The following is a 26,852-nucleotide window of genomic DNA, read 5'->3' as shown; positions in this document are numbered from 1 at the left end:
GCTTTAGGTTAAACTTTTTAATGGATGTGCTTGCATTCATAGCTTTCGATTTGTAGCACACTGTTACGAACATTAAATTTATCTGCAAGTAGTTTGATTACTTTTAAACGACATTCTTCATCATGCTTTTCTATAGTGCAATGTTGCTTTAACACTACGTGAGCACCTACTATCACTTTTTTATTCTTACGAACAACGGTAACGTTATGCACATTTGCAACATGCTCCATGCTGGTTATTTCTGTTTCGATATCTTGGACTTCTGGCAACTTTGCTTTATTTGAGCGTAGCCCTTTAATGCAACTAATTATCACCTTAATTCCCGTAAACAGTACAAATGATGCGATTAACATACTCGATAAAATATCAATCACATTCCAGCCTGTAATATAAATAAGAACACCGGCAACAAAAGTGGAAACAGTCGAGATTAAATCAAAAAACGAATGTAAAAATACCGCATACACATTAATACTGGCTTTACGACCTTTATATAATACCCACGCTGCCGCACCATGAAATAAAAAACCAATAGCAGCAATCACCGACATTAAATAACTATTTATGATCAGCTCATGTCCACCTTTGTGATCCATAAAGCGCTCAGCTCCCTCAAATAAAATAAGTAAACTGATAGCGAGATATAAAATGCCGTTGATCAGACCGCCGATTAATTCAGCTTTTTGATGGCCGTCGTTATAAGTTTTAGCCAAATGAATAGCAAAGCTTGAGGCTATAAGTGCTATAAATAGTGAGCTGTTATGAACAAATAAGTGGCCGGCATCAGCAAGAACAGCCAGTGAATTAGCATAATAAGCACCTATAAGCTGAATCACCATAAACGAACAGGTAATTGCAAGTGCAATTAATAGACGGCGACGGGAGGCGTGGTGTGTAGTTATTTCTGTCATGAAATATAAAAGGCCTTTACTGAAAACAAAGTAAGCTAATGAAATAAAGCAAATTAGAAAGTGCGAAATGATATACAGTCACAATTGTAATACGAAGACCAATTAAACGCACTAAAAACTTAGTAAAATGCAAAGAACTGTACTAAATATAAAGAGACATATATTATTAATAATTAAAAGATTTGGCGAGTTCTGCCTGTATAATTGCGGAGAAATCAGTGAGTCATGACTCAGACAAAATAATTTGGCAGGTTTTTAATCTTATTAATTTAGCCGTGATTGTTTATGATGATAAAAACCAAAACTACACATTAAATCAGCATGCCAAAACGTTACTCAAAATAGAGGATGAAAGTGCTGTTAAAAAAGATGCTTTTAGCAATGTTGTGCTACGCGACTTTAGTAATGATGAAATTGTCAGTATTAAGCAGTTATTTTCTTCTAACATAACAACCGTTTTATTAGATTCTGAACCCACTTCACAGCTGTTAAATATTGATCATTCTGTAATTGATGGCTCTATATCTATGCTCACTTTAGAGCAAGATCATTCACTCTCAGAGCAATACAACTTTGATCATATTATCTCCAAAATCTCTACCAAACTTATTGATATACAAAACGATAATATAGACCAACAAATTAACTTTGCCCTCAAAGCCATCGGCACCGTATTAAAGGCTGACCGTAGTTATTTATTTGAATTTAACACCGATGACGAAACTATCACCAATACTCACGAATGGGTCAATCAGGGTATTGTTGCTTGCAAAGACAGACTGCAAAACATACCAAAAGTAGAACTCCCCTATTTTTTTGAGGTAATGAATGAGAACCATCTATTTCAAGTAGATGATATTGAGCTATTACCTACTAAAGCTGATGCTGAAAAAGCAGAGTTTAAAGAGCAAAGTATTCAGTCGGTTTTATGCATAGGCCTTCGTTTCGATGAGGAACTGGTAGGCTTCATCGGCTGTGATTGCGTTAAAACTAAGCGCCATTGGAGCAAAATTGATTTGATTAGAATAAAGCTCGTAGGTGAAATCATCAATAATGCCCTCAAGAATATTAACTATAAAAAAAAGCTGCAGTTAACCCAACAGCAATTAATTAACGCCAACACTAAGCTCAATAAATTAGCGAATACCGATGCACTTACTGATATTGCAAACCGTCGCTTTTTCGATAGCACTCTCAACAGTGAAATTAAGCGTTGTGCAAGACATAATCAGCCTATTAGTTTGATTATGTGTGACATCGATTTCTTTAAACGCTATAACGATAACTATGGTCACCAAAAAGGTGATGACACATTAAAACAAGTGGCGCGCGCTTTAAAAAGCGTATGTAAACGTGAGGGTGATATAGTGGCTCGGTATGGAGGTGAAGAATTTACAATTATTTTGCCGGCCTCGAATAAAGAACAATGCCAAAAGTTTACTATACTGATACAGCAAAAAATTAAAGCGTTAAATATTCCCCATGAATTTTCTTCTGTTACTCCTCATATCACAATGAGCTTTGGGTATTTTACCACTTACCCAAACGCTAACACTAATATGCAAACGATAATAAAAAATGCCGACATTGCTTTATACAAAGCCAAAAAAGCAGGCAGAAATCAAATATGTTCTTTTGAATAATCTATTCTTAATGGCCTACTTTCTGTTTTTATAGAACAAACTAAAAACTAATGATAATCTGTAGATCGTTGAAATTATAAACACCACGCAGTTTTTGGACTGAATGTAATTAACAAGGAAATACCCTATGGATCCCATCGCAGAAATTATAAATATTGTTTTTACCGTTGAAGCGTTTTTACTAGTTTTTGTTTTAGTACTATTAAAAAGTAGTGTTAAATTTGTGCCACAAAACCGAGCATGGTTAATTGAGCGTTTTGGTAAATACCAATCAACTAAAGAAGCGGGCTTAAATTTCATTGTGCCTTTTATTGATCGTATTGCTGCTGATCGAAGCTTAAAAGAACAAGCTCAAGATGTGCCCTCGCAATCAGCAATTACCAAAGATAATATTTCGTTATCAGTTGATGGTGTATTGTACTTTCGTGTGCTCGACCCATATAAAGCAACTTACGGAGTCGATGATTACGTATTTGCAGTAACGCAGCTATCACAAACCACGATGCGTTCTGAACTGGGTAAAATGGAGCTTGATAAAACATTTGAAGAACGTGATGTACTCAATACTAATATCGTAACCTCTATTAACCAAGCAGCTGAGCCTTGGGGTATTCAAGTTTTACGTTATGAAATAAAAGATATTGTGCCCCCACAATCAGTGATGGAAGCGATGGAAGCGCAAATGAAAGCTGAACGTGTTAAACGTGCACAAATTTTAGAATCAGAGGGTGATCGTCAATCAAATATCAATGTTGCCGAGGGCAAAAAACAGGCTCAGGTTCTAGGCGCTGAAGGGGAAAAAGCTGAACAGATTCTGCGCGCAGAGGGTGAAGCTAAAGCTATTATTGCGGTTGCAGAAGCGCAAGCCGATGCACTGCGTAAAGTAGGTGAAGCTGCTGATACTGAGCAAGGTCAAAAAGCGATTCAACTCGATTTAGCAACAAAAGCCATTGCCGCTAAAGAAGCTATCGCGAAAGAGTCATCAGTTGTTTTATTGCCCGATAGCGCCACTGATGCAAGCTCATTAGTTGCACAAGGCATGTCAATTATTAACTCACTAAATCAAAAGCAAAAACTTTAACCTGTTAAGGATAAATAATGACGCTTATTACTAACAACTTACCTGAAGCACTGATGATTTTAGGCGTGCTTGCGCTCATTATCGAAGTGGCTGTGTTAGGTATGTCTACCTTTATATTATTATTTTTAGGTATGTCTTTGTTTGCCAGCGGTTTATTGATGAACTTTAATTTGTTAGATGACTCTCTAACTACCGCACTGTGGAGTAACACGCTTATTACAGCTGGATTTGCGCTATTTTTATGGAAACCATTAAAGCGTATGCAAAACCAAGTAGATAAAAAAGGTGTACAGAGCGACTTCGCTGAGCTTGATTTTGTGTTAGCTGACGATGTTGATGAAAACGGACACACTACGCACCTTTATTCAGGAATTAGTTGGAAGTTGAAAAGTAAACAACCAATCCCTGCGGGTACACATGTTAAGGTTGTAAAAAAAGAAGTAGGCACTATGTGGGTTGAAGCCAAATAGAACTACATTAGATAAAAAGGGCAGTAATACTTTATTACCGCCCTTTTTAATATTATGATCATTCATTTTACACAAACTTAATTCTAACTAAGCTGCTTGCTAAGAATTAATAGAGTAGCAACGGATTCAGGCTTTTTATCAAGTGTGAGTTTTCGCCAGCATTTTTTAGCCACTTTTTCTATTTCCCCAACCGCCTACAGAAAACAACTTAAAACTAATGAATCAAAGTAAAAAGATGCTCGCACAGTTCAAGTACACTTGTTAGCATGAGCGTATTGTCAAAGGATGGAAGTTAATATGAGCAATAGCCAACATGCATTAGTGGTAGAGGGTGGTGCCATGCGCGGTATTTTTGCCGCTGGCGTGCTAGATGAGTTTTTAGCACAACAATATCAACCTTTTACCAGCTATTTTGGTGTATCTGCTGGTGCTACAAATGTTGCTGCGTATTTATGTAAACAAGCAACTCGAAACTACAAAGTGATTACTGATTATTCCTGTAGGCCTGAATTTATTAACCTTTCCCGATTTGTTAAAGGTGGTCACTTGTTTGACCTAGACTGGCTTTGGCAAGAGACCATACGTGAAATTCCGTTGAATAAAGACGAATTCTCGCAATCTCCTCACGACTTTTACATTGTTGCAACAGCAATCGAGTCTGGGCAAGCTCATTACTTACAAGCAACAGGCAGCGAAATGGTAGAGCAATTAAAAGCCTCTTGCGCTATACCCTTTGCTTATCGGGATTACCCAACAATAAACGGGATTGCCATGACCGATGGTGGCGTAGCAGATCCTATTCCGGTAAAAAAAGCTTATGAGATGGGGGCATCAGAGATAACGGTTATCCTTTCTCAATCTTTAGGCTATCGTAAAAAAGATTACAAAGTACCGTGGTTAACTAAGCGACTCTATAAAGATAACCCTGCACTTGCACAGGCCACTATTCAGCGCTCTAAAAACTATAATGCCAGTATTGATTTTTTGTATAATCCTCCCTCAGATTGCAAAATAAATATTATTGCTCCACCAGCAGAGTTTAAAGTCGGCCGCACCACTAAAAATCTGGCTATACTCAATTCAGGCTATAAAATGGGCATAAGTAAAGCTAAAACGTACTTGGATAACTCTCGATTTGCTAAGGAACGACCATAAGCGATAAAATCGATCCAGAAGAGGTCGACGATGTTATAAACCTAAATATAAAACCAACTCAACCTATAAATTGTTAAGTCAGCAAGTTAATGTAATAAAGAACGATGTATTAATCGTCTTGTTGTCAAAAAAAGATTAAAGTTAGGCATGTTTCTTGCATTAACTCTGTGTACACACCAAATAAATTAAGGGGTTTTGTGAATTTTCTTCGATGCTTTCATAATATAGTCTCAGATCAACAACTAAGCTTTGATCAAAAAATTGCAGACTTACTTGCTTTTGGGCTCGATGTTTTTCAGCTCGATTTAGCTATTATTAGCCGCGTAAAAAATGATTCATACACTGTTTTGCATGCCATTACCCCTGACAATTCTCTTGCTATTGGCACTGAGTTTGAGTTAAACGGCACCTATTGCACCCATACCTTGTCGGCCAACTCTGCATTGGCATTTCATAATGCGTCGCAAAGTAGTATTGCCAATCACCCATGCTATATTAATTTTCAATTAGAAGCGTACATTGGTGCGCCTATACGAATAGGCCAAGAGGTATTTGGCACTGTTAACCTTTCATCAGCTCAAGAATGCGCTCCTTTTAGCGATGAAGCTTATGATTATATTGAATTATTAGCACAGTGGTTAGGCTCTGAATTTGCGCGCAATCAGGATAAAGCTAATCTTACCAAAAATAGTGACTCTTTATTAAAGCTAGAAAACGTAGCAAATATAGGCACATGGGAAGTCGACTTAATAGAAAATACCATTTTCTGGAGTCAACAAACTCGACGTATTCATCAAGCCGAAGAAGGCTTTACTCCTGATATGAATACCGCTGTAGAGTTTTACAAAGCGGGCAAAAGTCGAGATAGCATTAATAAAGCGGTAGAAAATGCGGTATCTAAGGGTGAAAAATGGCACTTAGAGCTGGAAATAATTACCGCTAAACAGCAAAATATTTGGGTGTCGACTTTTGGTGAAGCCGAGTTTAATAATGGCCAATGTGTACGGTTATTTGGCACTTTTCAAGATATAACTGAAGCCGTTAAGTTACGCGAAGAGTTAAAACAAAAAAAAGCACTTGCTGAGCAGCTATTAAAAGATAGAAGTATACTATTTGCAAAAATTAGCCACGAGCTACGCACTCCGCTCAATGGCATTACGGGTATGTTAGCCACACTCATTGATGAACACGATTATGATAAGCGGGCAGAAAAAATTAAAGTCGCCCTTCGAAGCGCTGATATTTTATTGAATATTATCAATGAAGTGCTCGATTTTTCGAAAATAAATCATGGTGAATTAAAGCTGGAACCCCATCACTCCCTACTTAAAACGGTATTTACCGATTTAGTTTCTTTATATTCGGTATTGTTTAGCAATAAAAACATTGAACTGCTAGCCACAAACAACATTGCTAATGATGTTTGGGTATACTGCGATACCTCTCGATTAAGCCAAATTGTATCTAATTTACTGAGTAACGCGCTAAAATTTACAGAGCATGGATCTGTTTCTCTCGATTCACAGTTAGCATTAGATACAAAACACCCTTTACTTACCATTAAAATAACCGACACAGGTCGCGGCATGAGTAAAGCGTATTTAAACTCATTATTTAAGCCTTTTACCCAAGAGGTTGATGCTAACAACAATAAAGGTGGCACTGGGCTGGGCTTAGCCATAGTTAAAGAGCTCGTTGGTTTTATGAATGGCAAAATTGAGGTAACCAGTGAGGTTAACGTGGGCACGTGTTTTACCTTAACTATCCCGATTGAACTTGGTAAACAACAAATACAAACACCTAGCCTTAAATCTATTAATAATCACAGTAATAAGTTATCTGTTTTGGTGGTTGATGATAACGAAATAAATCGTCTGGTATTAGAAGCGGCGCTGGATAAGTTTAATATAAAGTCAGACTTTGCTATAGACGGCCAAGATGCCCTGTTAAAATGCAAGCAAAAGCATTTTGACCTTATTTTTATGGACTGCATCATGCCTATCATGGATGGTTTCGAGGCCACTAAGCAACTAAAAGCACAAGGTATTTGTGACCCGCAAGAAACTTATATTGTGGCGTTAACTGCCAATGCATCCTCACAAGATAAACTAAACTGCCAGCAAGCAGGCATGGAAATGTTTATAGCCAAACCGTTTAAGCTTCCAGCGATAGAAGAAGCAATTACAAATACACTAAAAAGACTGGGCTTAGCCACATTATAACAATAAGTGTCACCTAGATTAACTTGCACTAAAAACACAAAGGATCATTATGACAAATAAAATCATTGGTATTGTACTTATTGTTATTGGGGTAGCGCTTGGTATGTGGGGTTATGATGTTTACGATTCTGCAGCTTCACAAGTTACCCGCGCATTAAACGGCGAAACCCCTGTAGAAGCATGGCTAGGTTTTATTGGCGGGGCAGTTTGTATTTTAGTGGGTATTACCCGACTTAAATAGCACACAAAAAAGCCGCCTTTGGAGAGGGCGGCTTGGGTGAACAAACAGCTATGGGTGAGAGCTGTTTTATCAAGAGACTTTAAGCTAAAACTATTAAGCAGCGTTTTGCTCTGCATCGGGTGTTTGGCGAATTAAGTAGTCAAAAGCTCCTAAGCTCGCAGTTGCTCCGGCGCCCATAGCAATAATAATTTGCTTAAATGGCGTATTGGTCGCATCGCCCGCACCGTATATACCCGGTAACGACGTTGCACCTTTAGCATCAATGAGTATTTCACCAAATTGACTAAGTTCAAGGTCACTCTCTTTTAACCATTCGGTATTTGGTATCAAACCAATTTGTACAAATATACCGGCTAAAGCTAGCTCCTTACTTTCTCCAGAAACACGATCGGTATAATTCAGGCCTGTCACTTTATTACCATCACCGAGTACTTCAGTTGTTTGTGCATTTTTAATAATAGTAATGTTTTTCAGACTATTAGCTTTACGAATAAGCACTTCGTCGGCACGTAACGTGTCGGCAAATTCAAGCACCGTTACATGCTCTACGATGTTAGCTAAATCAATAGCCGCTTCAATACCTGAGTTACCGCCGCCTATTACAGCAACAGGTTTGCCTTTAAATAACGGACCATCACAATGCGGACAATAAGCAACACCATGACCTTTATATTGCTGCTCGCCAGGTACGTTCATTTCTCGCCAGCGTGCACCGGTTGCTAATACGAGTGATTTTGCTTGTAATACAGCGCCATTTTCCAAAGTAATGTCATAGCCATTACTCCCTTTTTGCAGGTTTGCAGCGCGTTGGTTGTGCATTACATCAACATCATATTCTTTAACATGCTCTTCAAGCTGGGCCACCATTTTTGGTCCTTCGGTTGCTTTTACCGAAATAAAGTTTTCAATAGCCAATGTGTCAGCGACCTGCCCGCCAAAACGATCAGCAACCACCCCCGTATTTAGCCCTTTACGTGCAGAATAAATAGCTGCCGATGCGCCCGCAGGGCCGCCGCCTACAACGAGAACATCAAACACTGATTTTTCATTCAATGCTTTAGCTTGGCGCTCTGCACCTTTGCTATCAACTTTATTTAAAATATCGGTTAGGCTCATTGCCCCTTGGCTAAAAGGTTCTCCGTTTAAGTAAACAGCGGGTACAGCCAATATATTTCGCTGCTCGACTTCATCTTGGAACAATGCACCATCAATCATGGTGGCAGATATTTTGCTATTTGTAGCAGCCATAGTATTAAGTGCCTGAACCACTTGCGGACAGGTTTGGCAACTCAAACTGATATACACTTCAAAGTTTAGTTCTTGATCAAGTGATTGTATTTGCTCAATATCATCTTGGCTGGCTTTACTTGGGTGTCCGCCTGTGTGCAATAGCGCAAGTACTAAACTAGTAAATTCATGACCCATAGGTACCCCTGCAAAGGTAATATGAGTATTTTTTTGTGGCGAATGCACCACCATTGAAGGTCTGCGTGCCGCAGAATCTGGATTGTTACTCACACTAAACTTATCGCTTAGTGATGCTAAATCATTCGCTAAAATTTCTACTTCTGTTGATTTTTTGCTGTCATCCAAGGCGATAAGTAGCTCAACAGGCTGAGTCAGCGATTCAAAATGGCTTTTTAATTGGTTCTTTATGTTGTTGTCTAACATGGCTTAGCCCCTTACGGAAAAATAAAACAGCAGAACCCCCATGCCATCAGTGCATGTGCGAATTTTAGAAAAGAGTGATGGCGTGGGAGAGCGCCCAGTGAGCCAAGTAGGCTCACTGGTATTAGAGTCATGTTCTACTCTAAATTTAGTGAAGGTAAAGTTTAAATCTTACCAACTAGGTCTAGTGAAGGTGCTAATGTGTCTTCACCTGGCTGCCAAGATGCAGGACATACTTCACCGTCATGCGTGGCAATGTATTGTGCGGCTTGTACTTTACGAACAAGTTCTTTAGCACTACGACCAATACCTAAATCATGCGTTTCAACAACTTTGATTTCGCCCTCTGGGTTCATTACAAATGTACCGCGAAGTGCTAAACCATCATCTTCAATCATTACACCAAAGTTACGTGTAATTCGTCCTGTTGGGTCGCCAATCATTGGGTAAGTGATTTTACCGATAGTGTCTGACGTGTCATGCCATGCTTTATGAGTAAAGTGAGTATCTGTTGATACCGAGTAAACCTCTACGCCCATTTCTTGTAACTGTGCGTAATAATCTGCAAGGTCACCTAATTCAGTTGGGCATACAAATGTGAAATCTGCAGGGTAAAAGAAAAAGATAGACCACTTACCTAATACGTCTTTTTCAGTGAGTTCTACAAAGTCACCATTGTGGTAAGCTGTTGCATTGAAAGGTTGTAATTTTGTGTTAATCAATGAAGTGCTCATAGTATTCCTCATTTATGTTTAGTGTATTTAAAAAGTTAACGCCTTGTGCGTTGGCTTGGTTAATACAATAAGGCCATTGAGAAATTAAATAAAATTGATTGTTTAGATTAAAACAATCGCTTTTTAAGATTGATCAAGTTAACAAGCCACAATAATTGAATGCAAGCTATCTTAAAATTAAAAATACTAGTTACACCATCAGAAAATGAGATTTTCAAATTCATTTTTAGGTAAAGCTTTGCTAAACAAAAACCCTTGCCCTTGCTCACATCCAAGCGAAATAAGCGTATCAAGCTGTGCTTGAGTTTCAATGCCTTCACCAACAATCTTTAAATTAAGTGAGTGTGCTAAATGGGTGATTGCTTTCACTATATCTAGGCTTTGCTTATCATCAACCATATCTTTAACAAATGACTGGTCAATCTTTAATACATCAACAGGAAATAACTTTAAATACGATAAACTCGAATAGCCCGTTCCAAAGTCATCTATCGCTATGCTCAAACCAAGGTTTGAAAGCCCGTTTAATATCCGACTTGTTTCATCAAAATCACTCATTAAAGCGCTTTCTGTCACTTCTAATTCAAGATAACCACTAGGAAGCTCAGTATCCTCAAGTATTTGTGCTACGCTTTCTATAAATTTAGGATCTGTAAATTGTTTAGCAGCCACATTAACAGCAACTTTAATTGGATGGCCTTTATCTAGCCAGCGTTTAGCCGCTCTGCAGCTTTGTTTTAAAACGCTATGACCCAACTTATTAATCAAACCGGTCTCTTCAGCTAATGGAATAAAGTGTAACGGCGATATAAAACCGCCCTCCTCATCTCTTAACCTTACTAACGCCTCAGCACCTATAATTAATTTATTTTTTAAACTAAGCTTGGGCTGAAAGTGAACTTCCAACGTGTCTTTTTCAAGTGCATTTCTCAAAAGCTTATCTATATTTTGACGTTGATGAAACTCATGTTCTAAGTCATCTGAAAAATAACAAAATCTATCTCTACCATGCTCTTTGGCTTTATACATTGCTGCATCAGCATGCGACATCATTAATTCGGCAGAATCAGAATCCGTTGGATTAATACTAATTCCCACGCTTATAGTTAAATTAAACTCTCTTCCATCAACACGAAAAGGTTGATGCATTGCATACAAAATATCAGATGCAACAGCATCAACATGACACGGCGATTTAATATCTGGGAGCAACAATACAAATTCATCCCCGCCAACACGGGCCAAGGTCGTATTTAAATCAACAATAGATTCAAGTCGTTTAGCAACCAGTTTTATGATTTGGTCGCCAACATGGTGTCCCTCTGTATCATTTAAATATTTAAAATGATCAATATCAATTAGCATTAACGCCACTAAAAAACCATTACGCACAGATACCTGACAAGCATGCGCAACGCGATCATGTAATAAAATTCGATTGGGTAAATCGGTTAATTGGTCATGGTTTGCTAAATGGCTCATCTTAACAGCCATCGCAATCGACTCGCTCACATCATGAAAAACTATAATCGCGCCAATAATATTCCCCTTTTCATCTCTGATGGGGGAAGCAGAATCCTCAACCCGATGAATTCTGCCATTTAAGCTCGTTAATTGGCAATTAAGCGCCATAGCCACTCTTCGCTGCTCTTTTAAAGCAATAGAAATTGGATTAAGGCTTTTGTGCTTTGTGGTTGCATCCCGTAGTTGCATAACCTCTGAAATATGATTACCAACTGCTTCATGCATTACCCAACCGGTCATCATCTCTGCAATCGGGTTCATAAACGTTATTTTTTCGTCTTTGTCTGTTGCTATAACAGCGTCGCCAATCGAGTTGAGCGTTACGCGCAATCTTTCTGATTCAATAGCAAGTAAACGCTGTGAATGTTTTAGTTGTTGCTCTTGTGTTTTTAGTTTTAGATGATTGCCAACGCGCAAGCGGCACACCTTAAGATCAACGGGCTTTTGTATATAGTCAATCCCACCCAACTCTAAAGACAAATGCTCAAACTTACTTTCATTATGGGAGGTAATAAATATTACTGTTACACCACTAGTTTTGGGATCGTTTTTTAAGCGTTTACACACTTCTAACCCGCTAATATCAGGTAATTCAATATCTAATAAAATAATTTCAGGTAAAAACTGCTGTGCTTTTTCAATGGCGCCAAAACCAGTATCGCTACATATAACTTCTGCAATATTTGATAATGCCCCCTCTAAAATCATTAAACTAGTGGGTTCATCATCAACAATAAGTACTCGTTGCGCAAAGCTTTGATCTACAGTGGTTAACACAATCACTTCCCATAAAAAATTAAACAAATGCACATAAATCCTAGCCGAGTTAACCCAAACCTCCACCAATTACCTAAAATATATACTTAAGTATTATATTATTAGCGTCAATCAAAAAAGGTTTTTAGAGTTCTAAATTTGATATAAATGAATAAAAAACAAAACTCTTTATTAAAGGTAAAACTTGATAAATTACCTATAGCTCTCTAAGTTTAGGGTAGCCAAATAATGGCTGGTCTTTAATTGGAGTAGTGGATGCCAATAAATCTTAAGAAAAGGATAATTCGTCAGGTAAGTAATTACACCCTTTTATTCCCTATTTCTTTATCCGCCATAATTACCTTAATTGTTGTAGCTATAATTATTAATGAAGCAAGTTTATCGCGCTCAGTACTTGGCTCTGTAGAGCATGAAATAATAGACAAAAACCAATCTATTAATTCACAAACACAAGAGGTTATTGAAAACTACCGTCGAAATATTCGTTTTCTACACGCAACCCCTCCAATCAAAGGTTTAGCCAGGGCATCAAATAACAAAGGTGTAGACCCACTAGAAAACACCACCTATGCTCAATGGAAAACAAGGCTTGAAATTATATTTGCAGCGTTTTTAAAAAATAACCCAGATTACGAGCAGCTAAGAATCATCAGTACCAACAAAAAAGGACAAGAACTGGTAAGGGTTGATCGCGTTCAGGCCGCTGTAGAGGTTATAGATTTAAATAGGCTCCAAAATAAAGGAGCGCAAGAATACTTTACGGCCAGTAGTAACCTCTCTGATGGCGAAATATATATGTCTGAGATTTCGTTAAATAGAGAGTACGGTAAAATAGAGTTTCCTTATCGCCCGATGCTGAGGCTATCTATGCCAATTTTTGATGAAAATCAAAATCGGTTTGGCTTTATCATTGTTAACGTAGATGCTAATAACTTATTAAGCCTTTTAAAAAACAGTCTTACTACACCATTTCAACTCGCTTTAACTGACAGTAATGGCTATTTTTTATCGCACCCAAATAAAGATTTCACCTTTGGTAAAGACTTAGGTAGTGATATTAGCATCAATAATAATTACACTTTTAACCCCATTGCTAATAGCTCATTATCGCTTATAAAACCAAAAAATAATGCGCAAACAAGTTATTACACCGCAAGAAAACAAATCACTTTAGCGATGGGTGAAAAACAAAACTTTTTATCTAGTCACGTTTTAGCGCCTGTTGAGTATATAAAAAATATTGAAATGGAACGTAGAACAAAGCTTTACGCCTTTTTACTTATTTTGGTTATTGTATTAACTATTATTCTCGCATTTTTCAATCGTAGTCTTCGCAAAAGCCAAGAGCTTGCAAATGCACGCGCACAATCTGAAGCAATTATAACCGGCTCATCTGATGCGGTAATTGGCATTACCAATAACGGTATTGTCTCTAGTTGGAATAACGCCGCAACTCTAATGTTTAAACTTGGAGAGTTAGAAGCTATTGGAAAACCAATTAATGATTTAAAAATAATAGATCAGCTAAATTTTAACGAGCTAATTGAAAAGTTCACCGATGGTACTCGTCAATTTAAGCAGGAAGTGAGTATTAATAATGGCTCTACTAAACGCTACTTTTCACTCTCTTTATCAGCCATTATCGATCCATTTGGAATGTTTATTGGTATTGCAATAATAGCCAGAGATGTAACCAAAGAGCGCACCATTGAGAATGAAATAATAAAAGTAAATCATGAGCTTGAAAATAAAGTAGCCATTCGCACTAAAGAGCTCAAGCAAGCCAGTGAAGTAAAAAGTGCGTTTATTTCTAATATAAGTCATGAAATGCGTACTCCGCTTAATGGCATAGTGGGTACTTTAAACTTAATAAAAAAAGAGCCATTGAGTGAAACACAAAAAAATTATTTAGAAATGACCGAAGTAAGTGTGAGTGCTTTATCTGTATTAATAAATGATATTTTGGATTTATCTAAAATAGAAGCCGGTAAACTTGAGTTGAACTTTAAAGAGTTTAATTTAATAAAATTAATCGAAAGCGTTTGTGGCAGTATGGCTGTTAAAGCTCAGGAGAAAGGCCTCGAATTTGTTTTAGATGTTGTTAATTTAAAATGTAAGACGATTAAAACTGACCCCCATCGTTTTTCACAAATCCTGACTAACTTAGTAAATAATGCGATTAAATTTACTGAAACTGGGTTTATAAAGGTCACCGCTTATTGCGAGCAAACAAGCAATAATAATGTGACTGTTCACGTAAAAGTTACCGATAGCGGTGTGGGCATTGCACAAGAAAACCAAAGCAAATTATTTACCGCCTTTTCTCAAGAAGACAAAAGCGTAGCGTCTAAATTTGGTGGAACAGGGCTTGGGCTTTCTATATGTAGACAGCTTTGTAGCCTGCTGGGCGGAGAAATTAGCTTTGAGTCAGAAAAGTCACTAGGTAGCAGTTTTCATATAAAACTAACACTGAGCAATGATGATACAACTCATTATAGTTTTACCCCACGATTAAAAAACAAAAGCTTTACTATTGTGACTAAAAATAACGAGTTAGCCGACAGCATAAATAATTTAATAGCTGCTTTTTCTGGAAACAGTTTTTCACCTGAACAATTACAACAATCTCTTGTTTCAGATGATATAAAAAACGTACCTTTACCTGACTTTATACTTATTGAACAAGACGACACATTGTTAAAACGTTTAGATGAAATGTGGCCATCTATTGCTAATCATCATGCAATTAAAGTTATTTTATTAGCAAATCGTGGTTATCCGCAAATTAAAACAAAACACGTGCAAGCCAGCTTACTTTCTAAGCCAATACTTATTTCAGAGTTTTTAAAAACAGTAGCCGATGAACGCAGTCTTGAAGATAAAATAAGTGCTGGTAGCAGCAATGTTAATATTAACAAACGCCGTGAATCAGACTCAGTTAAAACTGATAATTCTGACTTTAAAGGGGCGCATGTTCTTATCGTTGATGATAACGATATAAATATAGAAGTAGCCGCGGGTATATTGTCATGTTTATCTTTAGAGATAGATACCGCGTCAAATGGCCAACAAGCAGTAGAAAAACTTGTTAACTCGGTGGCCAATAATCATCAATACCACTGTGTATTTATGGACTGCCAAATGCCTATATTGAATGGTTATGATGCAGCAAAACAAATAAGAGCTGGTGAAGCAGCGCCTCAAAATAGTGATATTCCCATAGTCGCTATGACTGCTAATGCAATGATGGGTGAAAGACAAAAATGCCTAGATGCAGGAATGAGTGATTACATCACTAAACCTATCTCGGCAGAGGTATTAGTTGCAACGGCTACAAAGTGGTTGTCTTCAACTTTTATAAAAGAAGCTCCATTAGAAAGTAATCAGCTTAACGAAATTAATAAACCAATTCCTGATACTTTGGATAGTCAAAATTTACCTGATTGGGATAGAGATAATGCACTATCCCGATTATTAAATAATGAAGAGCTACTTATAAAAGTATGCGAATTATACCTTCAAAGTACACCAATGAAGCTAGAAGAACTTGAGGATGCAATAAATAACAATAATTTATCGCAAATATCAAAACTAAGTCATGGCTTGAAAGGCTCATCGGGTGATGTAGGTGCAGCTAACTTGCATAAATTATTTGATGAGTTGGAAGTAATGGCCAGTGAAAATGCCATGGGCAGTATGAAGAATAAATTAGAGCTCATTCAAACTCGCTACAAAAAACTCGAATCAACCATTAACAGCTACTTAGAGATACAACCCAGTAATTAGCATTTTGGTGGTGATAATGAATAAACCACTGAAAATATCTATTGCTAATTAAAGTTAAAAGCGCCTAAAGGCGCTTTTAACTTTTGAGTGTATTGCTAACCAATACCACCAAAAAATATAAAAGCACATAGGATGTTTATTCTTACTCGCTATACTGGTCAATTATAACTTTTAAACTATTGAATTCTATAGGCTTGTTTATAGTGTTAGTTATACCCGCTGCCACGTACTCAGGCTCGTCTTTTTCAGTGATGTTGGCAGTAACGGCAATAATGGGCACATCGTGGTAATTGGCTAGTTCCCTAATATATTTAGTTGCCAAAAGCCCGCTCATTACCGGCATTTGAATATCCATCATAATTAAATCAAATTGTTGTTTAGTGCATAGCTCAAGCGCTATTTCACCATTATCTGCCACGGTAATATGTTTAATACCCATTGCTTTTAAAAAGTTCTCTAACACTATTTGATTTACCGGATTATCTTCGGCAATTAATACTTGTATATCTTTATTTTTAATATTTACATCGGGTAATTGTGCTTGCTGTTTTACGTTCACATCTGATGATGGAGTACTAAGCGTTAACTGAAAATAAAATCTCGAACCCTTATCCAATTCACTTTCTACTTGTAAATTACTGCCCATTAAGTTTAATATTTTACTAGAGATAGTTAATCCAAGCCCTGTACCACCAAAACGACGTGTTGTTGAAGTGTCAGCTTGGGTAAAAGCATCAAATAACGTTTTTATACTGTGTTGTGAAATACCTATACCACTATCGATAACGCTAAATAGTAACATCACTTCATTGCTATTTTTCTCTTTTAAGTCAACAGATAATGTTACTGTTCCACACTCTGTAAATTTAAATGCATTCCCCAATAAGTTCATTAGCACTTGTTTTAAACGGGTTTCGTCGCCTTGTACCAAATCAACAGAATCTACTTTTTCTTTTACTATTTTAAACTCTATATTTTTATGATCGGCTTGCGATTTAAAAATTTGTTCCAGCTCATACAATAAAGCACTTAATTTAAACTCTCTGTTTTCTAGTAGCATTTTATCGGCATCGAGCTTACTTAAATCAAGAATGTCATTAAGAATAACCAATAAACTGTTACCTGAAGAGCTAATAACCTCAATCATGCGTTTTTGTTTAGCATCGAGTTCGGTATTACTCACTAGCTGTACCATGCCTAAAATACCGTTCATGGGAGTGCGTATTTCATGGCTCATATTAGCTAAAAACTCAGATTTGATTCGGGATGTTTCTTCTGCTGCTTTTTTTGCTTCAACTAGGCGCTCGTTTAACACTCTAAATTTATTTGCTGCTTGGGCTAAAAACCCTATTTCGTCTTCACGGTTAATATCAGCTATGTTTGCTGAGAAATCACCATTTAAAAATGATCTAAAACTAACTGTGAGCCTGTTAATCGCATTAATAATATGAAAGTGAAAAAATAAAGCGAAAAGAATAAACAAGGTAACAGACAAAAATAACGACACTTGAATAACAGTTTGCGCAGCATTAATGCTCTCTTGACTGGTTTGCGAAATATCACTAAGCAACAACAATGCATCTTCTTGCAATTTTTTAGCAAGTGCTGAAAATTCAACCGAATCACCGGCAATAACAATATTGCTTAAGGTTAAATAATTTCTATTGGCTTGAATGGCCTGAGCAAATAAAGACTCGAATTTAGTTGTTAAACTATTTAGTTGCTCGACCTTGTTTTGGCCAATCATTTTGTTTGTAGCGCCACTGTTGGTTAATTGTTTAATTAATTGTAGCCGCTGTTTTACTTGGCTACGTTTGGCGTAATCACGTTGAGTTAAAAACAGGATTGAATTGCGATACAGATGATGCCAATGATCCTTTAGCTGAAATAATAATAACGACTCTTTGTTCAGCCTGGCCGTTTCTCGATCCCTGCTTGCTAAGGTAGTCAATGCTAATTCGTAGGTATTTGGTAGCTGTTGCTCAATAATTTTAGACTTTTCATCATATCGTTTTTTAAGACTATCGATACTTTTGCCGTAATTTAAAACCAATGATTGCATGGCATTTAATGAGTTTTTAATCTCGGGTTGCTGAATTCGCTGTTGTGCTTCAATTAACCGCGCTTGAATACTTTGATGAGTGCTTTTTATTTTATCAAAAATAACCTCGCTACCCGACACACCATAAACCGAAATATCTCGTTGGATCTGTAAAATATCTTTGTTAATTTCAAATACAACAACTGACAGCCCATTAATGTTCAATACATTTTTACTGGCTTGCTCTATTTTGTCGGTTCGCTCATTAATAACAACGTAAACTATTATTTGTATTAAAATAAAAATAGCCAACGAAGATAATACTTTAATAGATAAAGAACCAATTAACTGTTTTAGCATTCAATTCCCTTATGCGTTTAGTAGTTCAAACCATTTATCTAAACTGTAATCGTAGTTATCCATCACTGTATTCCACACCGCAATATTAGAAAAGCGCTTTTCATAGCTGCCGCCATCGCGAATTTGCCCTGGCATAATTATATTTTTGCCATCGGTACCCGCTAGTGGTTGAGTCGCTTCTTTGCCATCGTACCAATAATCCCATTCGGGGGGTAATTATTTTTTTGCTACGTTCTGGATTAGAAATGTAATAACCTTGCTTGGAAATAAATGCACCAGGCCAGCCCGATAACCACCAGTTCATGTATTCATAAGCGGCGTCTTTTACATGCCCTACCGTATTAGCAGAGAGACACATCACCCCATGCCATGCTCGATACCCTTCTTTAGGAGATGCATTAACTACTGGTAAACCTTGGGCTCTACATGCAGTCACCCCCGGAGAAAATATGCTTTGTATGTGCACACGCTTTTTAAGCATAAACTCAACAGATTGTGGCACCGATGTCCAAAACCCAGAAAAATGTCCTGCTTGCTTTTTATTAATTAAAATTGCAAACAGTTTGTCTATTTCTGCAACACTCATATTGGCAATATTATTAAATGTCATGAGCCCTTGTGCTTGGGCTGCCAATGCGGCATCAAAAATGCCTATGGTGGGGGCATTTACCAAACCAACAAAGCCTTTGTTACTCTCTTCAAGTAACCAGCCCCACGATTCAGTCTCGTAAGCCACACCCTTAGGTATAAAATTAGTGTTATAGCCAAATGAGTCCACATTATGAACATAGGGCATAAAACTTATTTTTTCAGTAGCTTGACTTCCAAGTGAGCCATCTTGTTGAACATATAAAATTTTGTTGGGCGCATCACCTGCGCCCAATTTTGCTGTCGGAACTAACTTACCGGTTTTGGTTAGTGGGTTTATTTCCTGCCAATATTTTAGTCTTTCTACTTCAATTGGTTGAATAGCATTGGCTTGCCACAATATATTAATTGAGTCAGACCATTGTTCATATAAATCAAATGAAGAGGGATCGGCGGCTGCTTTCTGTAAAACGGCCGCACTCCCCATAGGGGTAAATTCAATATTAATACCAAGCTCTTGCATGGCGCGGACTCTAAGCTCTTCTTGTAAAGTTACATGCGTTCCCATGACTCTGAGCGTAACCGGTTTTTTTGCAAACACATACGGCGCTTTAAATGCGACAGCAGAGGTAGCAGCACCGACCGCTAGCGTACTTAAAAATTTACGTCGAGTGACATTGTTAGCCATACTAATCATCCATTTGGTGATACCCACAATCAGTATAGGTAATAATCGAATAATCACTAACTTAGCGCTTCAAAAACCACTATTTTAATTTGTTATTACTAAAATGAGTGATCGCCATTAATAACATGATCGTTTAAGCATTGTATGAATTCTATGAGATAACTCTATCTATCCTTGTTACAATAGCAATGTTGAAATACCTACTCAATTAAGGCGCTTAACCATGGAAAAATTTGTTAATCACATTCAACTAGGCTATTTGGGCTTGCTGCCGTTTTTAGGCTGTGTGGGTTGGCCACTTATGTTTGGCAGCAACAGTGTTAATTTAGAGTTTTTTAGTTTCTACAGCATCGCTATTTTAGCTTTTATGGCAGGTAATTTATGGCATGCAGGGCAACAAAGCTTTGCCGATGCTATTAAAGCTGTGCTGCCGGTCATTCCTATTCCGTTTTTATCATTTTTGCCAATTGAGTGGATGCTTGCGTGGTTAGGCGCGAGTTTTTGGTTGGTTCTGATTTTCGAAAAAGCATCGGTTAATTGGCAGAATTACCACAAAGATTACCAAAAAATGCGCTTTGTGCTCACATCTGTGGTGTTTGTTTGTCATATTCTTATTATTGGTATGAGTATTTACCCTAAATAGTCTGCCATTACTTAACCATTGGTCTGTAATAGGGTAACATCCGCGCACTGTATTGAGAGGACACCCCATGATAGACCAATTGCGCCAACAGCTTACTGACCTTGGTGAGAATTTTGTAGAAAAAAACGCCGCTTTTAAAATTAAAGTGATCCCTTTTTTTGTGCCATAAGCATAAAAAAAGATCATAAAAGCGAAGGTCGTCTTTCTTTTTATTCAAATCAACTCATTGAAATACTAATGGTTGTGTTGTTTGTATTGTTTGGTTTATCTATATTTGATCCTGATGCAGGATTCACCCATGGTCCTATCCATATTGTTTTTGCTATTTTGATTACCTTTAACCTGATTTTAAAACAGATTGCTATTGAAGGTTTAAAAACACGTTTAGCTATGTACCGGTTGCATCAAACACCTCAGCAAAATGATGAGCCCGAAAACCCAAATACAACTAAACGCTAACTATGTATTTAAATCCAAATTGGAACATACTCACGGTAGGTGATGGCGATTTATCGTTTTCAAATTCGCTATATCGTCATATTAAGCCAAAAAAGTTAGTGGCATCCACTTACGACAACCAATCAACTATTGAGCAAAAATACCCAGACAATGCGCTCAATGCTTTAAAGTCGCAACAGGTAGAAGTACTTAATAGCTTTGATGTAACCAACCCACAATGTTGGCAAACGCTTGGCCAGCATTTACATAGTTTCGATGTGGTTATTTTTCAATTTCCGCTTATTCCTGCATTTGTTGGTCGTGATGCATTTGAACACAATACTCGCCATACCAGCATGAACGTACTTAACCGCGCATTACTGCATCAATTTATAAAATACGCAAATGAGTTTGCTTTAAACCCACAAGGCTCGGGGCTATGTTTTATCACTTCAAAAGATGTTAAACCGTACCGTGAATGGAATATCGAAGGCAGTTTAAATACCCATTTAAACGCACAATATCAAGGGCAAATGTCGTTTGATATAAGTCACTTTAATGGTTATAAAATTCGTAATGTTGACCGTGATAAGCACGTTAAAGACACCAGCGGCATTACCTATGTATTTAGTGAAAAATCCTTACCTGAACTCGCTAACCTGTTAACTTTGCCTGCTTACTTAACAGATAATTATTGCTCGCTGTGTCGTGTAGGGCCGTTTTTAGCTGACGAAGATAAAAGTAAACATTTTGCCGCTAAAAAGCACCTGCAAATGGTCAAACTAGAGCAAGACTGGCAGCAATGGTTAACAGCGTTTTATAAGACAACTTAAATTGCTTGCTTAATTAAATCAGCTGCTTTTTCGGCAATGGCTATCACACCAGCATTGGTGTTACCGGTAATTATGTGCGGCATAATTGAGGCATCGACCACACGCAAATTTTTTACGCCATGTACTTGTAGTTGGCTATTCACTACCGCCATGGGATCTTGTCCCATTTTACAAGTGCCTACAGGATGGTATTCAGTTTCAGCCGTTTGCCTAATATACTCAATAAGCTGCTCATTATTGTTAATATCTAGCGGGTAAACCATATTATCTCTAATTACATCAAATGCTTCACTTTGCATAATCTGCAGTGTTTTTTTAAGCCCTGTTAACATCACGTTTAAATCATCGGGGTGGCTTAAATAATTAGGATCAATAAGTGGTGCACTCAAGGGGTTGGCATCGGCTAATCGTATAGTGCCACGGCTTTTAGGTTGCATAATACTACAGTGAATACTGTAGCCATGGCCTAGGTGCAGTTTGCGGCTATGGTCATCCACCAGCCCAATTACAAATTCAAGCTGTACGTCGGGTACTTTTGAATCAGAAAATAACTTTATAAACGCATGTGATTCTGCAAAATTACTAGTAAGCTGCCCTTCACGTTTGGCAAACCAATCAACGCATCCTTTTGCAATATTAAACGCCCCACCCGCACTTATACCAAATGTGCTTTTACTGTATTTAGCTTTATACAATGGCACAACGGTTAAGTGATCATGAAGGTTTTCTCCAACACCAGAAAGCTCGTTTAGTATTTCAATATTATGCTGCTTTAGTTGCTCTTTAGGACCAACCCCCGATAACATTAAAATTTGCGGAGAGTTAATTGCGCCAGCGCTTAAAACCACCTCTTTTTTTGCATGCAATACAACGACCTTATTGTTTATAGAAACAGAAACTCCCGTTGCAGTTTTATCGCAAAAAAGTACTTTATTAACGTGTACTTTACTAAGTACAGTTAGGTTTTTTCGGTTTAAATGGGGGGTTATATACGCTTTTGCTGCACTACAACGCTCCCCTTGATGCTGAGTCACTTGCGATAACCTTGCTCCAACTTGTTGCCCTGCGTTTATATCGGCATTGTGCGGTACACCTTGTTGTTCGCAGGCGTTTAAAAACAACTGATTTACTGGGCTTGGCAGGCTTAAATCCTGCACATGCAAAGGGCCATCAACCCCGTGTAACTCACTTTCAGTGAAGGTTTTATTATTTTCAGCTTTAATGAAATAAGGCAATAAACTCTCATAATCCCAGCCCTCATTGTCCAGTGCAGCCCAACTATTGTAATCGTGCTTATTACCTCGAATATAAACCATGGCATTAATGGAACTTGAACCGCCCAGCACTTTGCCACGAGGCATAAATCCGCAGCGGTTATTAAGCTCTTTTTGAGGTACGGTATTGTAATGCCAGCTATTAATGCCATAAGGCACGCTTGCAGCAACCCCTGCAGGCATTTGAACCATTGCACCTTTATCACTGCCGCCCGCTTCAATTAAGCACACACTCACATTTTTATTTTCTGATAATCGCGATGCAATAACGCAGCCTGCACTGCCTGCGCCAACAACAATGTAATCAAATGTAGTGATATGCATACTTATTCTCCAATTAAAAAACCAGTTTGCATGGAACATCGAACAAAAACTTGTTATTTTTAGACACCCTCACGCAAAAGTATATTTTATGAGCCGCTTAATTAGAGCCACCTCTTTACAAGGAATAGACCATTTAATTGCAGAGCTTGGGGGTGATTGCGCTGCCATAATGCAACAATGCGCCATTAATGTAGACTTTAATAAACTAGAGCAAGAAACCCTTACTTACCGCGCGTATGCACAGTTATTAGAGCATTGTGCGAATACACTGAATTGTCCAAATTTTGGTTTAAAATTAGCAAGCCTGCAAAGCTTTGATATTTTAGGCCATATTGCAATAGCCGCTCAAACAGGCACTAATTTAGCCGAGGCGCTAGATTGGGTGATAAAATATTTGCACTTACATACGCCAGCGCTTAATTTAACCACTCACCCACTTGATGATAATGAACACGTGTTTTTATCATTCGCTATAAATCTCAGGCCATTACCGGCAATAAACCAAGTAATAGAGCTCACTATTGCATTGGCCATTGCCACCTTAAAAAATATGAGTAATGGCCGCTGTAAGCCACACAGTGTATTTTTACCTCATACCCTAGGCGCTAATAGGCAGACCTACCATCAGCATTTTGGTTGTAAGGTTATTACCCACAGAAATAGCGCCGGCGTATTAATTGCCAAACAAGACTTAGCTTTAATACTTAACGTTACTAAGCAGCATAAAACCCAAGCAGCACTTAACTTTTTAGCTGAAAATAATGCTTATAGTCAATCTTTGCCTGCTCAGGTAAGCGCGCTTATTCGTATTATGCTGCCGATATTTCAAAGCGCTAATAATACCATTGCCGCTGCGCTTAATATTCACCCTCGCACTTTGCACCGAGAACTTAAAAAGCACGATACCAGTTTTATAAAGCTCAAAGACGACGCCCGCCGCGCCTTATGTGAGCACTATTTATTACAAAACCAATTATCGGTAACGCAAATTTCAGAGCTTTTAGGTTATCAGGAGCAAGCCACGTTATGTACTAGCATTAAACGTTGGTTTCATTGCTCTGCCCGCGCATTTAGAGCCAAACATTGTTAAACTGCGCCCTTATTAAAAACAGCAAAAGGCTAAACATGAATTTTGTAATTGTAGGTACTAATTTTATTAGCGACACGTTATTAGCAGCGGCTAATACACTCAGCAATTTTAATTTATACGGTATTTGCTCTCGCCAAATAAGCAGCGGCGAGCGCTTTTTAGCTAATCATCCAACAAATACCGACGCTAAAATTTTTACCTCTATTGATGCTGTGTGCCAAGATGAACAAGTAGACGCAGTTTATATTGCCGCGCCCAATAGCCTGCACAGTGCATATGCAATACAGTGTTTAAAAGCAGGCAAACACGTATTAGGCGAAAAGCCCTCAGCCGCTAATAGCACGCAACTTGAGGCTATTTTAACGGCGGCAAAGCAGCATCAGCACCTTTACATGGAAGCGATGATGACAACGCACTTACCTAATTTTGCGCACTTACAAGCTGCCCTGAAAAAAATAGGCACACCGCGCAAGTTTATTGGTCAATTTAGTCAGTATTCATCACGTTACGATAAGTATAAAAATGGTGAGCGCCCTAATACCTTTTTACCTGAATTTGCTAATGGTGCCTTGCTAGATTTGGGTATTTACCCACTTTATCTTGTTATTGCATTATGGGGGGCACCACGCTCTGTTCACGCCAGCGGCGTATTACTTGAAAGTGGTGTTGATGGTGCAGGCGATGTGCTTTTAAATTATCCCGACAGACAAGCGGTGATCAGCTATTCGAAAATTTCACAAGGCGAAAATATCACTGAAATCCAGGGGGAATTAGGTCGAATTAGAATTGAAGCCGTGTCGCAGCTTAAAAAAATAGAGTTTATTGCTAACAATGGTCATAAAGAGCTTATTAGCACAGAATTTGACGAGCATTTTATGAAGTACGAACTCGAGAACTTTATCAATACCATTGAGCAAAATCAGGGGGAGTCTAGCGTTAATACTCATCAGCTTTCTATCGATGTAATGCAAGTACTTGATACCGCACGCGCACAACTTGGTGTTGTTTACCCCGCAGATTTAACGACTTAATAAACAAAAACTACCGGCTAAGCGATAAGCGTATTTTATCGCTTGGCCTTTGAGCACACTTTACTAAACACTGCTATTTTGAATTAAGCTTAAAAAGATCACAAAATTTGACTTACCTCTAAGATCAAAAGCAGGTAACATGCCGCCAAAATTCATCGCAATCTTTAAGGACATCCATGCAAAAATCAACCAAAGATCTATTACTGGCTATTTTATGCATATTGCTAGCAATGATGACGATTCAGTCAGGCGCGTCACTGGCTAAACAGCTTTTTCCTATTGTTGGACCTGAGGGCACAACAGCCTTACGTTTAGGGTTTTCGGCCGCTATTTTGTGTTTGATTTTTAAACCATGGAAACACTTCCCCGTTGCTAGCCAACGCTTACCCATATTAATTTATGGCTTAAGTTTAGGCGGCATGAATATTCTATTTTATTACGCGATAGAACGTATCCCATTGGGAATTGGCGTTGCGCTTGAATTTACTGGCCCATTAGCTGTTGCCTTGTTTTCTTCTCGCAGAAAACGTGACTTATTTTGGGTTGCCTGTGCAGTGGCCGGTATTTTATTACTCTTACCAGATATGCAAGGCCAAGACAGCCTCGACCCTGTAGGTGTTGTACTTGCACTTGCGGCTGGTGGCTGTTGGGCTGGTTATATTTTATTTGGTAAAAAAACAGGCAGCCAAAGCTCTGGGGGCGCAACGGTTGCGATGGGCATGACCATTTCAGCTATTGTTCTTGTGCCTTATGGTGGCATTTCACAAAGTGCTGCATTTACTTGGGATATTATTCCATTAGGCATTGCTATTGCCGTGCTTTCAAGCGCACTACCTTATACTTTAGAAATGATCACGCTGCGTAATATGTCGCCACAAGGGTTTAGCATTATGATGAGCCTTGAACCTGCTATTGCAGCACTAGCCGGACTCATTATTTTAGGAGAACTGCTTACTATTTGGCAGTGGCTGGCTATATTGCTGGTAATTATAGCCTCGGTAGGCAGTTCAATGTCTAATGGTAAAAAGCAGCCCGCGTCTTAGGGTCTGTTGAACTTTTTAATTGCGTCATGAGCTATCATGGCGCAACTTCTCATCTCATATTTTACAACTCCCTCTTAGTATAATTAAGCCTACGTTTTATCTCTCCCTTTAACACCACTCATTATTGCACTTAAAACAATATATACCATTTACGGTGTGTGCATTATTTATACAAATACCTTGTTATCTTTAAACTTTAAATTTAAGCAAAAACCCATTACCCAATTTTTATTCTAAAAAAGTGAATTAAAATTCATGTTTTTATTTCCATCAACAAAACTCCCTGA

The 26,852-nt window shown here is 38.0% G+C and carries 18 protein-coding genes and 2 pseudogenes; 13 read left to right on the top strand and 7 right to left on the bottom strand.

Annotated features, from left to right (window positions below):
• Window positions 1-17 precede the first annotated feature (17 nt).
• Entirely contained in the window at window positions 18-911 is an 894-nt protein-coding gene (locus tag AB8618_RS19080) for a cation diffusion facilitator family transporter (protein ID WP_413403048.1), read from the bottom strand.
• 218 nt (window positions 912-1,129) lie between these two features.
• On the opposite strand from AB8618_RS19080, the gene AB8618_RS19075 reads away from it, so the two are divergent.
• From AB8618_RS19075 to AB8618_RS19050, 6 genes are all read left to right on the top strand, one after another.
• Window positions 1,130-2,554 (top strand): diguanylate cyclase domain-containing protein, encoded by a 1,425-nt coding sequence (locus AB8618_RS19075; RefSeq protein WP_409425762.1) that lies wholly within the window; start codon window positions 1,130-1,132, stop codon window positions 2,552-2,554.
• A 127-nt stretch (window positions 2,555-2,681) separates the two neighbouring features.
• Window positions 2,682-3,635 carry an SPFH domain-containing protein gene (locus AB8618_RS19070; RefSeq protein ID WP_409425761.1) on the top strand — a complete coding sequence of 318 codons (954 nt, stop codon included), beginning with the start codon at window positions 2,682-2,684 and terminating at the stop codon, window positions 3,633-3,635.
• A 17-nt stretch (window positions 3,636-3,652) separates the two neighbouring features.
• Window positions 3,653-4,105, top strand: a complete 453-nt coding sequence (locus AB8618_RS19065) for an NfeD family protein (protein ID WP_409425760.1) — start codon at window positions 3,653-3,655, stop codon at window positions 4,103-4,105.
• A gap of 297 nt (window positions 4,106-4,402) precedes the next feature.
• On the top strand, window positions 4,403-5,260 hold the full coding sequence (locus tag AB8618_RS19060) for a patatin-like phospholipase family protein (RefSeq protein ID WP_413403045.1): 858 nt from the start codon (window positions 4,403-4,405) through the stop codon (window positions 5,258-5,260).
• Between the two features lie 197 nt (window positions 5,261-5,457).
• On the top strand, window positions 5,458-7,482 hold the full coding sequence (locus tag AB8618_RS19055) for a hybrid sensor histidine kinase/response regulator (RefSeq protein WP_409425758.1): 2,025 nt from the start codon (window positions 5,458-5,460) through the stop codon (window positions 7,480-7,482).
• Window positions 7,483-7,531: 49 nt separating this feature from the next.
• Window positions 7,532-7,723: a DUF3185 family protein gene (locus tag AB8618_RS19050; protein WP_131692170.1), complete on the top strand. Its 192-nt coding sequence runs from the start codon at window positions 7,532-7,534 to the stop codon at window positions 7,721-7,723.
• Window positions 7,724-7,816: 93 nt separating this feature from the next.
• Here AB8618_RS19050 and ahpF read toward each other — a convergent pair whose 3' ends face one another.
• From ahpF to AB8618_RS19035, 3 genes are all read right to left on the bottom strand, one after another.
• Window positions 7,817-9,394 carry an alkyl hydroperoxide reductase subunit F gene (gene ahpF / locus AB8618_RS19045; protein WP_413403042.1) on the bottom strand — a complete coding sequence of 526 codons (1,578 nt, stop codon included), beginning with the start codon at window positions 9,392-9,394 and terminating at the stop codon, window positions 7,817-7,819.
• A 161-nt stretch (window positions 9,395-9,555) separates the two neighbouring features.
• Window positions 9,556-10,125 carry an alkyl hydroperoxide reductase subunit C gene (gene ahpC, locus AB8618_RS19040; protein WP_413403040.1) on the bottom strand — a complete coding sequence of 190 codons (570 nt, stop codon included), beginning with the start codon at window positions 10,123-10,125 and terminating at the stop codon, window positions 9,556-9,558.
• A gap of 198 nt (window positions 10,126-10,323) precedes the next feature.
• A complete protein-coding gene (locus AB8618_RS19035; RefSeq protein WP_409425756.1) occupies window positions 10,324-12,426 on the bottom strand; it encodes an EAL domain-containing protein in 2,103 nt (700 codons plus the stop codon).
• 255 nt (window positions 12,427-12,681) lie between these two features.
• Here AB8618_RS19035 and AB8618_RS19030 point away from each other — a divergent pair, with 255 nt between their 5' ends.
• Window positions 12,682-16,212 (top strand): ATP-binding protein, encoded by a 3,531-nt coding sequence (locus AB8618_RS19030; RefSeq protein WP_413403038.1) that lies wholly within the window; start codon window positions 12,682-12,684, stop codon window positions 16,210-16,212.
• A 142-nt stretch (window positions 16,213-16,354) separates the two neighbouring features.
• Here AB8618_RS19030 and AB8618_RS19025 read toward each other — a convergent pair whose 3' ends face one another.
• Window positions 16,355-18,613 carry an ATP-binding protein gene (locus tag AB8618_RS19025; RefSeq protein WP_409425754.1) on the bottom strand — a complete coding sequence of 753 codons (2,259 nt, stop codon included), beginning with the start codon at window positions 18,611-18,613 and terminating at the stop codon, window positions 16,355-16,357.
• 9 nt (window positions 18,614-18,622) lie between these two features.
• Window positions 18,623-19,889 (bottom strand): annotated as a pseudogene (locus AB8618_RS19020) (ABC transporter substrate-binding protein).
• Window positions 19,890-20,112: 223 nt separating this feature from the next.
• Here AB8618_RS19020 and AB8618_RS19015 point away from each other — a divergent pair.
• The 3 genes and pseudogenes from AB8618_RS19015 (at window position 20,113) to AB8618_RS19005 (ending at window position 21,803) form a co-directional block, all read left to right on the top strand.
• Window positions 20,113-20,532, top strand: coding sequence for a DUF3429 domain-containing protein (locus tag AB8618_RS19015; protein ID WP_409425753.1), 420 nt, complete (start codon window positions 20,113-20,115; stop codon window positions 20,530-20,532).
• 67 nt (window positions 20,533-20,599) lie between these two features.
• A pseudogene (locus AB8618_RS19010) lies at window positions 20,600-20,991 on the top strand (hypothetical protein).
• A gap of 2 nt (window positions 20,992-20,993) precedes the next feature.
• Entirely contained in the window at window positions 20,994-21,803 is an 810-nt protein-coding gene (locus tag AB8618_RS19005; RefSeq protein ID WP_413403032.1) for a class I SAM-dependent methyltransferase, read from the top strand.
• On the opposite strand, the gene AB8618_RS19000 is transcribed toward AB8618_RS19005, so the two are convergent.
• Complete coding sequence (locus AB8618_RS19000; protein WP_413403030.1) at window positions 21,800-23,401, bottom strand: GMC family oxidoreductase; 1,602 nt, start codon at window positions 23,399-23,401, stop codon at window positions 21,800-21,802. The two genes, AB8618_RS19005 and AB8618_RS19000, sit on opposite strands and share 4 nt — an antisense overlap.
• Before the next feature lie 88 nt (window positions 23,402-23,489).
• Here AB8618_RS19000 and AB8618_RS18995 point away from each other — a divergent pair, with 88 nt between their 5' ends.
• From AB8618_RS18995 to AB8618_RS18985, 3 genes are all read left to right on the top strand, one after another.
• Complete coding sequence (locus AB8618_RS18995; protein ID WP_409425749.1) at window positions 23,490-24,491, top strand: AraC family transcriptional regulator; 1,002 nt, start codon at window positions 23,490-23,492, stop codon at window positions 24,489-24,491.
• 35 nt (window positions 24,492-24,526) lie between these two features.
• Entirely contained in the window at window positions 24,527-25,522 is a 996-nt protein-coding gene (locus tag AB8618_RS18990) for a Gfo/Idh/MocA family protein (RefSeq protein WP_413403028.1), read from the top strand.
• A 176-nt stretch (window positions 25,523-25,698) separates the two neighbouring features.
• Window positions 25,699-26,565 carry an EamA family transporter gene (locus tag AB8618_RS18985; RefSeq protein WP_413403026.1) on the top strand — a complete coding sequence of 289 codons (867 nt, stop codon included), beginning with the start codon at window positions 25,699-25,701 and terminating at the stop codon, window positions 26,563-26,565.
• Window positions 26,566-26,852: the final 287 nt, after the last annotated feature.

This window comes from Pseudoalteromonas sp. RW-H-Ap-1 (assembly GCF_048318575.1).
Classification (GTDB): Bacteria; Pseudomonadota; Gammaproteobacteria; order Enterobacterales; family Alteromonadaceae; genus Pseudoalteromonas.
Note: the sequence above shows the minus strand (reverse complement) of the source record. Positions and strands in the feature narration are given on the sequence as shown.